This is a genomic window from Nocardioides pinisoli, assembly GCF_024199985.1.
Classification (GTDB): domain Bacteria; phylum Actinomycetota; class Actinomycetes; order Propionibacteriales; family Nocardioidaceae; genus Nocardioides; species Nocardioides pinisoli.
This window is the reverse complement of record NZ_JANARS010000005.1, coordinates 212,866-225,452: the sequence shown is the minus strand read 5'-3', so window position 1 is coordinate 225,452 and position 12,587 is coordinate 212,866. Positions and strand designations below refer to the sequence as shown.

At 72.5% G+C, this 12,587-nt stretch carries 14 protein-coding genes and 1 riboswitch; of the genes, 11 read left to right on the top strand and 3 right to left on the bottom strand.

The annotated features are described in order from the left end of the window. The first annotated feature begins 65 nt into the window (after positions 1–65). Complete coding sequence (locus NCI01_RS12870; protein WP_254181882.1) at positions 66–488, top strand: HIT family protein; 423 nt, start codon at positions 66–68, stop codon at positions 486–488. Positions 489–495: 7 nt separating this feature from the next. Here the strand turns inward: NCI01_RS12870 and NCI01_RS12865 are convergent, their stop codons facing one another. Further along, positions 496–1,548, bottom strand: coding sequence for a phosphatase PAP2 family protein (locus NCI01_RS12865; protein WP_254181881.1), 1,053 nt, complete (start codon positions 1,546–1,548; stop codon positions 496–498). Positions 1,549–1,681: 133 nt separating this feature from the next. On the opposite strand from NCI01_RS12865, the gene NCI01_RS12860 reads away from it, so the two are divergent. The 8 genes from NCI01_RS12860 (at position 1,682) to NCI01_RS12825 (ending at position 9,312) form a co-directional block, all read left to right on the top strand. Next, the gene (locus NCI01_RS12860; RefSeq protein ID WP_254181880.1) at positions 1,682–2,449 is read left to right on the top strand and encodes an SDR family NAD(P)-dependent oxidoreductase; all 768 of its coding nucleotides are present in this window, start codon (positions 1,682–1,684) and stop codon (positions 2,447–2,449) included. Positions 2,450–2,558: 109 nt separating this feature from the next. Beyond that, positions 2,559–2,762, top strand: a riboswitch (cyclic di-AMP (ydaO/yuaA leader). 3 nt (positions 2,763–2,765) lie between these two features. After that, the gene (locus NCI01_RS12855; RefSeq protein WP_254181879.1) at positions 2,766–3,308 is read left to right on the top strand and encodes a C40 family peptidase; all 543 of its coding nucleotides are present in this window, start codon (positions 2,766–2,768) and stop codon (positions 3,306–3,308) included. Positions 3,309–3,492: 184 nt separating this feature from the next. Then, positions 3,493–4,515: a DUF3048 domain-containing protein gene (locus NCI01_RS12850; protein ID WP_254181878.1), complete on the top strand. Its 1,023-nt coding sequence runs from the start codon at positions 3,493–3,495 to the stop codon at positions 4,513–4,515. A 61-nt stretch (positions 4,516–4,576) separates the two neighbouring features. Further along, complete coding sequence (locus tag NCI01_RS12845; protein WP_254181877.1) at positions 4,577–5,131, top strand: YqgE/AlgH family protein; 555 nt, start codon at positions 4,577–4,579, stop codon at positions 5,129–5,131. Between the two features lie 58 nt (positions 5,132–5,189). Then, positions 5,190–6,572, top strand: coding sequence for a WD40 repeat domain-containing protein (locus tag NCI01_RS12840; protein WP_254181876.1), 1,383 nt, complete (start codon positions 5,190–5,192; stop codon positions 6,570–6,572). Positions 6,573–6,583: 11 nt separating this feature from the next. Further along, the gene (locus tag NCI01_RS12835) at positions 6,584–6,877 is read left to right on the top strand and encodes a DUF3039 domain-containing protein (protein WP_254181875.1); all 294 of its coding nucleotides are present in this window, start codon (positions 6,584–6,586) and stop codon (positions 6,875–6,877) included. Further along, positions 6,874–8,652: a DEAD/DEAH box helicase gene (locus tag NCI01_RS12830; protein WP_308213220.1), complete on the top strand. Its 1,779-nt coding sequence runs from the start codon at positions 6,874–6,876 to the stop codon at positions 8,650–8,652. Before NCI01_RS12835 ends, NCI01_RS12830 begins: the two co-directional genes overlap by 4 nt. Positions 8,653–8,676: 24 nt before the next feature. Further along, positions 8,677–9,312 carry an IclR family transcriptional regulator gene (locus NCI01_RS12825; protein WP_254181874.1) on the top strand — a complete coding sequence of 212 codons (636 nt, stop codon included), beginning with the start codon at positions 8,677–8,679 and terminating at the stop codon, positions 9,310–9,312. Positions 9,313–9,316: 4 nt separating this feature from the next. On the opposite strand, the gene NCI01_RS12820 is transcribed toward NCI01_RS12825, so the two are convergent. Further along, positions 9,317–9,808, bottom strand: coding sequence for a winged helix-turn-helix transcriptional regulator (locus tag NCI01_RS12820; RefSeq protein ID WP_254181873.1), 492 nt, complete (start codon positions 9,806–9,808; stop codon positions 9,317–9,319). A 54-nt stretch (positions 9,809–9,862) separates the two neighbouring features. On the opposite strand from NCI01_RS12820, the gene NCI01_RS12815 reads away from it, so the two are divergent. After that, positions 9,863–10,390 carry a PaaI family thioesterase gene (locus tag NCI01_RS12815; protein WP_254181872.1) on the top strand — a complete coding sequence of 176 codons (528 nt, stop codon included), beginning with the start codon at positions 9,863–9,865 and terminating at the stop codon, positions 10,388–10,390. Between the two features lie 219 nt (positions 10,391–10,609). Here the strand turns inward: NCI01_RS12815 and NCI01_RS12810 are convergent, their stop codons facing one another. Further along, positions 10,610–11,098, bottom strand: a complete 489-nt coding sequence (locus NCI01_RS12810) for an Lrp/AsnC family transcriptional regulator (protein ID WP_254181871.1) — start codon at positions 11,096–11,098, stop codon at positions 10,610–10,612. An 81-nt stretch (positions 11,099–11,179) separates the two neighbouring features. Here NCI01_RS12810 and hppD point away from each other — a divergent pair, with 81 nt between their 5' ends. Continuing rightward, a complete protein-coding gene (hppD, locus tag NCI01_RS12805; RefSeq protein WP_254181870.1) occupies positions 11,180–12,412 on the top strand; it encodes a 4-hydroxyphenylpyruvate dioxygenase in 1,233 nt (410 codons plus the stop codon). The last annotated feature ends 175 nt before the right edge of the window (positions 12,413–12,587 follow it).

Genomic DNA, 12,587 nt, shown 5'->3' with positions numbered 1-12,587 from the left:
CGCGAGTGGTCACGCCCCACCCCGACGGTCGGTGCCCCACGCGACGGCGTGGCACCATCCGTGACGTGGACGGATGCGTGTTCTGCCAGATCATCGCCGGTGACCTGCCCGGTCACCTCGTGCTCGAGACCGACGACCTGGTGGCGTTCCTGGACACCCGGCCGCTCTTCAAGGGGCACGTCCTGCTCGTGCCGCGCACCCACCTGGAGACGCTGCCGGACCTCCCGGCCGCCCAGCGCGACGGGTTCCTCGCCGCGGCGCAGCGCCTCGCGACCGCGGTCAAGGACGCGCTCGGCGCCCAGGGCTCCTTCCTGGCGATCAACAACACGGTGAGCCAGTCCGTCCCGCACCTGCACCTCCACGTGGTGCCCCGCACCAAGGGCGACGGGCTCCGCGGCTTCTTCTGGCCCCGCACCAAGTACGACGACGGCGAGGCGGCCGGCTACGCCGACAAGCTGCGCGACGCGCTCGCGTCCGACCAGCCGTGACGGCGGGTCAGGAGCCGACCTGCTGCTCCTCGCGGGCCCGCGCCTCGCGCAGCGACCACGGCCGCTCCCGGCGCCGGAGGGGGTGGCCGGTGGTCCAGGCGGCGAGCACGAGGGCCAGCGTGCCGACGGCGACCCCGCCGATGACGTCGACGAAGAAGTGCCACCCCAGGTAGACCGTGGACAGGCAGGTGAGCCCCGCGAAGACCCAGCCCGACAGGCGCACCCAGCGGGGGAGCCGGAGCAGCTCGGCCACCAGGCAGGTGGTGATGGTGATGGCCACGTGCAGCGACGCGAAGGCGGCGATGGTCTGGACCGCCCGCGTGTCCCAGACGTCGACCAGCACCGCGACGCGGTCGCGCAGCAGCAGCTCCTGGACGCCCGTGTTGAAGGAGCGGGGCAGGTCGGCGAACTGCTGCGGTCGTGAGTAGATCGGTCCGAGCGAGGGGACCAGGTAGTAGAGGGCCACGCCGAGGAGCCAGTTCCAGGAGACGGCCGTGACGTAGAGGGCGCCCGCGATCGAGCGCCGGGTCCACACGAGCGCGATGGCCAGCGCGGCCGGCACCAGACCGATCCACAGCACGTAGACCCCGGACATCACCCAGGCGGCCCAGCCGGTGCCGAGCACCTGGTGGAGGACACCGGCCGGGTCGTGACCCAGCCACAGCAGGCGGTCGAGGCGCGCCAGCTCGGTGTCCCACAGCCGGTCGGTGACGAACGGCAGGTAGCCCTTGAGGTTGCGGAACGCGACGTAGGCGACGTACCAGGCAGCGAGCCCGCTCACGGTGAACCACACCTGATCGCGGGTCCATCGCTGCCGGACGACGGTGCGCAGTGCCTCCCAGGCGCCGGGCCGCGGAGTCGCGCGGACGCAGGCCGCCCACCGTGCGGCCACGTCGAGGAGCACCGCGGCCAGGACGATCAGCGGCAGCCGCACCCACGTCGGGACGGAGACGCCGTCCGGGTCGCGCACCGGCAGGTCGTAGCTGACCGCGACGACCCAGGTCGCCGCAGCCATCGCAACGGCGACGCCCATGGCGCCGCGGAAGTCCCCCCGTCCCATGTGGGCACGCTAGGCCACGCGGGGCGTCCGCGCGAGCGTGCAGCACGGGATCTCCACAAGTCGGGTGAAAGCCCCCCGGCCCCACGCACTACCCTCACGAGGCACACCGTCACCGAGCTGAGGAGTCATCGCCATGGGTCGATTCGACCGCCGGGTCGCCGTCATCACCGGAGCAGCGCGAGGCATCGGCTTCGGCATCGCGCAGCGGCTCGCCAGCGAGGGCGCGTCGATCGCGATCCTCGACCTCGACGAGGCCGCCGCCCAGGAGGCCGCCGGCCGGCTCGAGCTGGCCGAGGGCGCCCGCGCCGTGGGCATCGGGTGCGACGTCGTCGACTCCGCGGCAGCCGAGGCCGCCGTGCAGCGGGTGGTCGACGAGCTCGGCGGGATCCACGTGCTGGTCAACAACGCCGGCATCACCCGCGACAACCTGCTCTTCAAGATGACCGAGGAGGACTGGGACCTGGTGATGAACGTCCACCTCAAGGGCGTCTTCAACATGACCAAGGCGGCCCAGTCCCGCTTCGTGGAGCAGAAGTACGGCAAGATCCTCAACCTCTCCAGCGTCTCCGCGCTCGGCAACCGCGGGCAGGCCAACTACTCCGCGGCCAAGATGGGCATCCAGGGCCTCACCCGGACGCTCGGCATCGAGCTCGGACCCTTCGGCATCACCGCCAACGCCATCGCCCCGGGGTTCATCGTCACCGAGATGACCGACGCGACGGCGCGCCGGCTCAAGATGGAGCCCGAGGAGCTGCAGCGGCTCAACGCCGAGGCGACCCCCGTGCGGCGCGTCGGCCAGCCCGAGGACATCGCCGCCGCGGCGGCGTTCCTGTGCAGCGACGAGGCGTCGTTCATCACCGGTCAGACGCTCTACGTCGACGGCGGGCGCAAGCTGGGCTGAGCCCGCTCCGGACGTGATCCCGGGCCACGGCCCCACGCTCGGGTCCGTGGCCGGCTTGCGTGTGCGTGGGTCGTCTGTCACCTTGGTGAGCGGTCGAGAGACCGAACCGTCCCGGACTACGCCGAGTCCTGCCCGGCCGGGACGACCCCCGAGACACACCGGGGCAGGAGTGGGGGACCCACAGGTTCCACCGCCGGTCCTCGACCGGCTCGGGGCGAAGCCGCCCAGTTCTCGTCACACGACGGGAGCGAGGTGGCGGGGCACCTTCCAGCCCTAGCCCGACAGCTCACCTCACAGGCGTGGGAAAGGACCAACCATGCCTGCGACCCCTCGCACCGTGCGAGCCTTCGCGCTCGCCCTCGCCGGGCTCGGCATCACCGCATCGACGATGAGCGCCGTGCCCGCCACCGCCGCCCCCGGCGGCACCACCTCCACCACGACCACGTCGACGCAGAAGGCGGCTCCCGTGAGCGCCAAGCGTCAGGTGGCCAACCGGGTGCTCAAGGCACGCGACATCGCCCTGCGCCAGCGCGGCGACGCCTACGCCTACGGCGCGGCGGGCCCGGCGAGCTTCGACTGCTCCGGCCTGATCCGCTACGCCTACAGTCGCGCGGGCATCCCCGTGCCGCGCACCTCGAGCGCCCAGGCTGGTGCCGCGCGCCGCATCGCGAAGAAGGACATGCGTCCCGGCGACCTGATGTTCTTCTACGGCAGCGGCGGGGTCTACCACGCCGCGATCTTCCTGCGCTGGTCGCGCGGGCAGGCGCTGATGGTGCACTCGCCACGCCCGGGCTCACGCGTCCACGTCGCCGCCTCGTGGACGTCCTCGTGGTTCGGCGGGACCCTGCGCCGCGCCTGAACGGCGCCCGGACGACGGGTGACAGGGCAGGATTGGTGGGCGCTTCCTGCTGATCTACCCTGTGGCGCGCCTTCCCCGATCGGGGGAGGCGCGCCCCCAGACTTTCCAGAGACTGCCGGCACCGGGCCACGGCCCGGCCCGCCGGCACGACAGCTCGACACCCCCGCTCGATCGGAGTTCCCCCGTGCGTCACCGTCGCCACCCCTCGTCCCGCGCAGTCGTCGCCGTCCTCGCGGCGGCCTCGCTGCTCCTCGCCGGCTGCAGCGGTGGCGACGACGACCCGGCGCCCAGTGCCTCGGCGCCGGCCGAGCCCAGCGCCTCCGAGACCACCGAGGAGCCGCCGGAGCCGACCTACTGGCCGCTGACCGGCCTCGAGCGCAAGGGTGACGCGCCCAAGCACCCCGTCGTCGTGACCAAGGTCGACAACACCTCCTCCAGCGCCCCGCAGGTGGGCCTGGGCTCGGCCGACCTGGTCGTGGAGGAGCTCGTCGAGGGCGGCTACACGCGCCTGGCGGCGTTCTACTACTCGAAGGTCCCCGCCAGCATCGGCCCGGTGCGGTCGATGCGTGCCAGCGACATCGGCATCGTGCCCGACGGGGCGACGGTCGTGACGAGCGGCGCGGCCCCCGTCACGATCCAGCGGATCAACGGAGCGGGGATCCCCTGGATCACCGAGGGCGACGCGGGCGTCTACCGCGAGACCTCGCGCTCGGCCCCCTACAACCTCTTCGCCCGCCTCGGCGACATCGCCAAGCGCCTCGAGGCCGGGGAGGAGCCGCCCGCCTACCTGCCGTGGGGCGAGAAGTCCGACCTGCCGAAGGGCGCGAAGGCCAGCACGCTCACCGCGAACTTCGGCGCGCACTCCACCAGCTGGCAGTTCCAGCGGGGCGGCTACGTCAACACCGACTCCTACGCCGCCGAGGGCGACCAGTTCCCGGCCGACTCCGTGCTCGTGCTGCGGGTGCGCGTCGGCGACGCGGGCTACCGCGACCCGGCGGGCTACCCCGTGCCCGAGACCAAGTTCGAGGGCAAGGGCGCAGCGCTGCTGTTCCACGGCGGGCGCGTCGTGAAGGGAACGTGGAGCAAGGACGGGCTCAACGGCGCGATCAAGCTCTCCACCAAGGGCGGCGACCTCACCGTGCCCGCCGGGCACGTGTGGGTCGAGCTGGTCCCGGCCGTCAACGGCGACGTCACCTTCGCGAAGTAGGTCCCCGGGCCGGCGTCACGGGGGTGGTGTGCGGTGACCGGAGGTCGGTCATAGTGGATGCATGCAGCTCGCATCGGGGATGTTGCTGGTCGCGACTCCGGTACTGCAGGACCCCAACTTCGCCGACACGGTCGTGCTGCTGCTCGACGTCACGGAGGAGGGCGCGCTGGGCGTGGTCCTCAACCGCCCCTCGCAGATCGCGGTCGCCGACGTCCTCGAGGCGTGGCGCGACGTGGTCGCCGAGCCCGAGGTGCTGTTCCGCGGCGGGCCCGTCGGGACCGACGGCGCCCTCGCCGTGGGCGCGCTGCGCGACCCGAAGGACCCACCCGTGGGGTGGCGCCCGGTCGCCGGGCTGCTGGGCATGGTCGACCTCGACACCCCGACCGAGCTCGTCGACGGCACGCTCAGCGCCATGCGCGTCTTCGCGGGCTACGCCGGCTGGGGCGCCGGGCAGCTCGAGGGGGAGGTCGAGGAGGGCAGCTGGTACGTCGTCACCAGCGAGGCCGCCGACGCCTTCCGCGACGACCCGAGCGGGCTGTGGCGCGACGTGATGCGGCGCCAGCCCGGCATGCTCGCCTGGCACGTCAACCGCCCCGTCGACCCCGACATGAACTGATCGGCCCCCGGGCAACCAGTCGGGCTCCGCGTGCGTCTCCACTGACGTGACGACCACCGTGAGGACCATCGTGCCGACCATCGGGAGGGCAGGAGCGGCCGCCGCGGCAGCCGCAGTGGTGTGCGGCCTGGCGGCGGTCCCGCCGGTGGGGGCGGCCGACCCGCCGCAGGGGGCGCGGGCCCTGACCGTGCGCCACGCCGCCCCGGACGCCAACCGTGTCGTCGACACGGTCCTGCGCTCGGAGCGCTACGACTACCAGCGTCAGAACTGGCGCGTCCGCGAGGCGGAGGGCCTGCCACGCTGGCTCAGGCTGCGCAAGGGCCGGCTCACCGGCACCGCGCCCCGCCTCGGGACGTGGCGGGTCACCCTCGACGAGCGCGGGGTGCGCAAGCAGCGCGGCGAGGTCCGTCGTACGACCCTGGTGGTCAAGGCGGTGACCCAGCGGGCCGCGCCGGGCACGGTCCTCGTGACCCGGGGGATGGACGGGCGTCCCGCCAACGGCGGGAGCGGTGGCGCGGTCGTCTCGGGTGACGGCAGCACCGTGCTGTTCTCCTCCTCGGCCACTAACCTCGTGGCCGGCACCCCCCAGCCGGACGTCAGCCGGCTCTACGTCTGGGACACCGCGACCCGACGCGTGGCGCTCCTCCACCCGGAGGCCTGGGCGCAGGTCCGGGGGATCAGCCGCGACGGCCGGCGGGTCCTGCTCCAGCTGACGGCCGGGCTGTTCCTCCTCGACCGCGCGGACGGGTCCCTGACCCAGGTCGCGCCGCGGGACGTCGGTGCGGCGCTGACCGAGGACGGCCTCCGCGTCCTCTACCAGGACCGGGGCAACGAGCTCGACTCCCCGGCTCCCCGGCTGATCGAGTGGACCGTCGCCACCGGGGCCACGCGGACGGTCGTCCCGGACGTCGGGACCCAGACGTTCGCGGGGATGTCGGGCGACGGCCGCCATGCCGTGATGGTCGGCCCGGACGGCAGCGTGCTGCTCGACACCACCACCGGCGCCGTGCGCGACCTCGGCCGCCTCGGCGTGGAGCTCGGCACGACGTTCCGGGTGGAGGTGTCGGACGACGGTCGGCTGGTGTCGGTGCTCGGGTCCGGGCTCGCCGGTGGCAGCGGCCACGGCGGCGACCCCGTCGGCGGAGTCCACGACACGGTGCTCGGCACGTCGCGCGGACCGTCCCGGGGCAACCAGGGCGCCGCCATCACCGCGGACGGGGGCCACTACGCCGTGGCCACCGCCCGGCGGCCCCTGCGCGTGGTCGACACGCTCACGGGGACACGTACGTCGCCCTTCACGGCCCGCCCCGGCGGCGAGCAGGACGGTGTCTCGCTGAGCGACGACGTCACGCGCGTCGCCTACTCCAGCGACGCCCACGACCTGCTGCGCGGCACCCGCCGCGGCGTCGCCAACGTCTTCCTCTGGGACGCCGCGCGTTAGGCTTGCCCATCATGAGCACCATCGGATTCTCCCCGGGCACCCAGACGATCGAAGAGCGTCAGACCGTCCCGACGGACGAGGGTGACCACGAGCGGTTCTCGCACTACGTGCCGAAGGACAAGCTCACCGAGGCGATGGTCATGGGCACCCCCGTCATCGCGCTGTGCGGCAAGGTCTGGGTGCCGTCGCGGGCCCCGGAGAAGTATCCGGTCTGCCCGGAGTGCAAGGAGATCTGGGACTCGATGAAGTCGGGCGACAACCCCGGCGGCGGGTCCGGTTCGGACGGCTCGGGTCCCGAGGCGTGACGGGGCGGCCCGACGCGCCGCTGCCCCCCGCGTGGCCCGACAGGGCCGCCTGGGGCACCGCGCCCTCGCTCCGCGCCTGGCAGCAGGCGGCGATGGACAAGTACCAGGCGGCCCAGCCGCGCGACTTCCTCGCGGTCGCGACGCCCGGCGCAGGCAAGACGACGTTCGCCCTGACCGTGGCCGCCGACCTGCTCAGCCGCCGCATCGTCGACCGCATCACCGTCGTCGCGCCCACCGAGCACCTCAAGACCCAGTGGGCGGAGGCGGCCGCGCGCGCCGGGATCCCGATCGACCCGGCCTACTCCGCCGGCAAGGGCAGGACCTCCGACGACTACGTCGGCATCGCGGTGACCTATGCCGGCGTCGCGGTCAACCCGCTGGCCATGCGCATCCGCACCGAGCGCTTCAAGACGCTCGTGATCCTCGACGAGATCCACCACGCCGGTGACGCGCTGTCGTGGGGCGAGGGGGTGCGCGAGGCGTTCGACCCTGCCGCGCGCCGCCTGTCGCTCACCGGCACCCCCTTCCGCTCCGACATCAACCCGATCCCGTTCGTCTCCTACGCACCCGGCGACGACGGCATCCCCACCTCCGTCGCCGACTTCACCTACGGCTACGCCCACGCCCTCGCCGACCACGTCGTGCGCCCGGTGCTCTTCATGGCCTACTCCGGCGAGATGCAGTGGCGCACCCGCGCGGGCGACGAGATCACCGCGCGCCTCGGCGAGCCGCTGACCAAGGACATGCACGCCCACGCGCTGCGTACGGCCCTCGACCCGCGCGGGTCGTGGATGCCGGCGGTGCTCGCGGCGGCCGACACCCGCCTGTCGGAGGTACGCCGCCACGTCCCGGACGCCGGTGGGATGGTCATCGCCAGTGACCAGGAGACCGCGCGCGCCTACGCCGGGCTGCTGAAGAAGATCACCGGCGAGTCGCCGACGGTCGTGCTGTCGGACGAGAAGGGCGCGTCCAAGAAGATCGCGACCTTCACCGAGTCCGACAAGCGATGGCTGGTCGCGGTGCGCATGGTCTCCGAGGGTGTCGACGTGCCGCGCCTGGCCGTCGGCGTGTGGGCGACCACGACGTCGACGCCCCTGTTCTTCGCCCAGGCCGTGGGCCGCTTCGTGCGCGCCCGGTCGCGCGGCGAGACCGCCTCGGTGTTCCTGCCGTCGGTGCCCCACCTGCTGGAGTTCGCCTCCGACATGGAGGCCCAGCGCGACCACGTGCTGGGCCGCCGGGTCACCGACGACGACGACATCTTCGCCGCGGAGGACGACCTGCTCGCGCAGGCCAACGCCGAGGAGGGCACGTCCGACGAGCTCGAGATGACGTGGGAGGCGCTGGGCTCCACCGCGTCGTTCGACCACGTCCTCTACGAGGGCGCGCAGTTCGGTCACTCCGGGGAGGTGCACGCCGGCTCGGAGGAGGAGATGGACTTCCTCGGCATCCCCGGGCTGCTCGAGCCCGACCAGGTGCGCGAGCTCCTGCACTCGCGCCAGAGCGAGCGCGCCCGCAAGCAGCGCGCCGACGGCGGCGGCGACCGCGTCGTCGAGTCCGTCGCCGAGCTCAGCACCCACCAGCAGCTCGGCGTGCTGCGCCGCGAGCTCAACGGCCTCGTGGCCGCTTGGCACCACCGCACCGGGCAGGCGCACGGCATCACCCACAACGCGCTCCGCAAGGAGTGCGGCGGGCCGCCGGCCGCGGTGGCCAACGCCGAGCAGCTCCACGAGCGGATCAACCGGATCCGCGAGTGGGCCGTGCGCAAGACCTCCTGAGCGTCCCGCTGCCATAGTGGGTCCGTGCCCTCTGAGACCTCCCAGACGCTCGACCGCGGCCTGCGGGTGCTCCGCGTCCTGGCCGAGAGCCCCGAGGGCCTGACGATCACCGAGCTCTCGCACCGGCTCGAGGTCAACCGCACGGTCGTCTACCGGCTGATCAGCACCCTCGAGCAGCACGGCCTGGTCCGCCGCGACGCGCGCTCCCGGCTCTTCGTCGGGCTGGGCGTGCTCCACCTGGCCAGCGGCGTGCAGCCCCTGCTGCGCGACCTCGCGATGCCGGTGCTGCGGGGGCTCGCGGAGTCGCTCGGGTCGACCGCGCACCTGACGGTGGCCGACGGCGAGGAGGCGCTCGCGCTGGCGGTCGTCGAGCCGTCGTGGACCGACTTCCACGTGTCCTACCGGGTCGGTGCCCGCCACCCGCTGACGCAGGGCGCGGCAGGCAAGGCCATCGGGCTGGTCGACGTGGACGAGGCGGCGTACGCCGTCACGAGCGGCGAGCTCCAGACCGGCGCCCGCGGGCTCGCCGCTCCTGTCCGCGGGATCGAGGGGCTCCGCGCCAGCGTGGGCATCGTGACGCTCGACGGCGCCATCGACGAGGACGTCGTGGCGCCGCAGGTGATCGCCGCGGCGGCCGCGGTTGCCGAGCGGCTGCGCTGAGGGGTCAGGTGAACGGCTTGATCCCCGGGCCGGGACGGGTGGCGACGTCGCGGCGCCCGGTCACCTCGTGGCCCTCCGCGCAGCGCAGCACCAGACCGACCTCGGCCCCGCACCCCACGTGCTCGAACTCGACGGGCGAGCCTTCGGGATCGGCGAGGTAGCGATCACCCCAGGCCCGCACCGCGACGAGCACGGGGTAGAGGTCGAACCCCTTGTCCGTCGGCCGGTACTCGTGGCGCTCGCGCTGACCCGGCTCGCGGTAGGGCTCGCGGCGCAGGATGCCAGCGTCGACCAGCAGCGCCAGCCGGTCGGTGAGGACCTGGCGGGGGATCCCGGAGTGCCGGCGCATGTCGTCGAAGCGGCGTACGCCGTTGAAGACCTCGCGCAGCACCACGATCGTCCAGCGCTCGCCGAGCACCTCCATGGCCCGTCCGACCGTGCAGTTGGCGGTCGACCAGGCGAGCGCGGCCGGGCCGGGGGAGGGGGTGCTGCTCATGCCTCCACCCTAGGTCTCGTTGACAGACTCAGGCAAGGGTGCCACGCTGAGTCCATGACTCAGACCCAGGAGTCGGCGCGGCAGCACGCGACCGACAGCCGCACCTTCACGTGGACCACACCGGGCCAGGCCGACCTCACGCGCCTGCTCGAGCTCGACGGGCTCCAGCAGCTCCAGGCGATGCGCGACGGCGATCTGCCGCACCCGCCGATCATGGACACCCTCGGCTTCACCGACCTGCGTCCCGAGCCGGGGCGGGTAGTGGTCGAGATGCCGGCCGCGGAGTTCCACTACAACCCGCTCGGTGGCGTGCACGGCGGGGTGATCTCGACCCTCCTCGACACCGCTGCTGCCTGCGCGGTGCACACGACGCTCGCGGTCGGGGAGCTCTACACGTCTGTTGACCTGACGGTGAAGTTCCTGCGCCCGGTCACGGTGGACTCGGGACTGCTCACCTGCGAGGGCACGGTCATCCAGCGGGGACGACGTACGGCGCTGGCCCAGGCGCAGCTGCGCGACGAGTCCGGCAGGCTGGTGGCTCACGCGACGTCCACCTGCTTGATCATGCGGGCGGGGGACTGAGCCCCCGCCCGCACGGATCGATCCTCAGCGGCAGGTGACCTCCACGCGGTAGGTGACGTCGGCCCCGGCCCGCCACGTCGCGACGTCCACCGCGACGCGGTAGAGACCGTCCTTGCCGGCTCGGACGTTCTCGCCCCGGGGGATGAGGGTGACCGTGCCGCTCGCACGGCCATCTGGACGCTAGGTCGGCCCCCTCCCCGGAGGCATCGCCACAATCAGTCAAACCCGCTCGGGCCCACCCGTCGCAGCGCGGGCCAGCGGCACGACGCGGTAGGGGATCTGGGTCGCGAGCGCGATGACGGTCGTCGAGCGGTCGATGCCGGGCTCGGTGAGGACCAGGTCGATCACCCGCTGCAGGTCGGCGTTGGAGCGGGCGACGACGCGGGCCCACATGTCACCGGCGCCGGTGATCGTGTAGGCCTCGAGCACCTCGGGGATGTCGGCGAGGTGGCGGGCGACGGCGTCGTGGCCGCCCCGGTCCGCCGAGCCCTGGCGGATCTCGAGGGTGAGGAAGGCGGTGACGGGGAAGCCGATGGCCTCCGGCGAGAGGTCGGGTCCCCACCCGGTGATCACGCCGGCCGCGACGAGCCTGTCCAGGCGCGCCTGCACGGTGCCGCGGGCGATGCCGAGCCGGCGGCTCGCCTCCAGCACCCCCAGGCGCGGCTCCTTGGCGAACAGATCGATCATCTTGCCGTCGATCTCGTCCATCCGCGCTCCTCGACTGTGCAGATTGCCCAACGTTTCGACGTACTGTTGCACATCTTGCCGAGACTGGGCAGTGTTCGGCTCATGACGACTGACATCGCCTCGACCGGTGGCGCCCTGACCGTGGACGAGATGAAGGCCGACCTCTCCCTCGAGCAGCTGCGCCAGCTCGTCGGCCTCGTGGAGTACGACGCCGACGCCGACCCGTTCCCGGTGACCGGGTGGGACGCGATCTGCTTCGTGGTCGGCAACGCCACGCAGGCCGCCCACTACTACGCGTCGGCGTGGGGCATGGACCTCATCGCCTACTCCGGGCCGGAGAACGGCAACCGCGACCACAAGTCCTACGTGCTCAAGTCGGGCTCCATCAAGTTCGTCCTGAGCGGCGCCGTCGCCCCTGACAGCGACCTCATCGCCCACCACGCCAAGCACGGCGACGGCGTCGTCGACATCGCCCTCGAGGTGCCCGACGTCGACCAGTGCATCGCCCAGGCCCGCAAGGCCGGCGCGACGGTCCTCGTCGAGCCGGAGACCGTCGCCGACGAGCACGGCAAGGTGCGCATCGCGGCCATCGCGACCTACGGCGAGACCCGCCACACCCTGGTGCAGCGCACCGTCGACGGCGAGACCTACGCCGGCCCCTACCTCCCCGGCTACGCGGCCGTCGAGCCGCGCTGGCAGAAGAAGGCCGACCAGCCCAAGCGCCTGTTCCAGGCCCTCGACCACATCGTCGGCAACGTCGAGCTCGGCAAGATGGACGAGTGGGTCACCTTCTACAACAAGGTGATGGGCTTCGTGAACATGGCCGAGTTCATCGGTGACGACATCGCCACCGACTACTCCGCGCTCATGTCGAAGGTCGTCGCCAACGGCAACCACCGGGTGAAGTTCCCCCTCAACGAGCCGGCGATCGCGAAGAAGAAGTCGCAGATCGACGAGTACCTCGAGTTCTACAACGGCCCCGGTGCACAGCACCTCGCACTGGCGACCGGCGACATCCTCGCCACCGTCGACGCGCTGCGCGCCAACGGCGTGGAGTTCCTCAACACCCCGGACTCCTACTACTCCGACCCCGAGCTCCGCGCCCGCATCGGCGAGGTGCGCGTCCCGATCGAGGAGCTGCAGAAGCGCGGCATCCTCGTCGACCGCGACGAGGACGGCTACCTGCTGCAGATCTTCACCAAGCCCCTCGGTGACCGGCCGACGGTGTTCTTCGAGCTCATCGAGCGCCACGGCTCGCTCGGTTTCGGCAAGGGCAACTTCAAGGCGCTCTTCGAGGCCATCGAGCGCGAGCAGGACGCCCGCGGCAACCTCTGACGTCTTCTCCTCTCGCGCGGGCGGTGCGTGAGGGGGATTCCGGGTCTCCGGTTTCCTCCCCACTCACCGCCCGCGCGCGTGTCGCCGTACGGCGCGCCGGTGAGCGGTGAGTGAGGGGTGTTCCGAGCGGCCGAATTCCTCCTCACGCACCGCCCCGCAGATCTGAGAAGGTGGC

Coding starts and splice junctions, on each gene's coding strand:
- NCI01_RS12865 (WP_254181881.1), bottom strand. CDS start 1,548: ATGGGACGGGGGGACTTCCGCGGCGCCATGGGCGTCGCCGTTGCGATG.
- NCI01_RS12860 (WP_254181880.1), top strand. CDS start 1,682: ATGGGTCGATTCGACCGCCGGGTCGCCGTCATCACCGGAGCAGCGCGA.
- NCI01_RS12855 (WP_254181879.1), top strand. CDS start 2,766: ATGCCTGCGACCCCTCGCACCGTGCGAGCCTTCGCGCTCGCCCTCGCC.
- NCI01_RS12845 (WP_254181877.1), top strand. CDS start 4,577: ATGCAGCTCGCATCGGGGATGTTGCTGGTCGCGACTCCGGTACTGCAG.
- NCI01_RS12835 (WP_254181875.1), top strand. CDS start 6,584: ATGAGCACCATCGGATTCTCCCCGGGCACCCAGACGATCGAAGAGCGT.
- NCI01_RS12820 (WP_254181873.1), bottom strand. CDS start 9,808: ATGAGCAGCACCCCCTCCCCCGGCCCGGCCGCGCTCGCCTGGTCGACC.
- NCI01_RS12815 (WP_254181872.1), top strand. CDS start 9,863: ATGACTCAGACCCAGGAGTCGGCGCGGCAGCACGCGACCGACAGCCGC.
- NCI01_RS12810 (WP_254181871.1), bottom strand. CDS start 11,098: ATGGACGAGATCGACGGCAAGATGATCGATCTGTTCGCCAAGGAGCCG.
- hppD (WP_254181870.1), top strand. CDS start 11,180: ATGACGACTGACATCGCCTCGACCGGTGGCGCCCTGACCGTGGACGAG.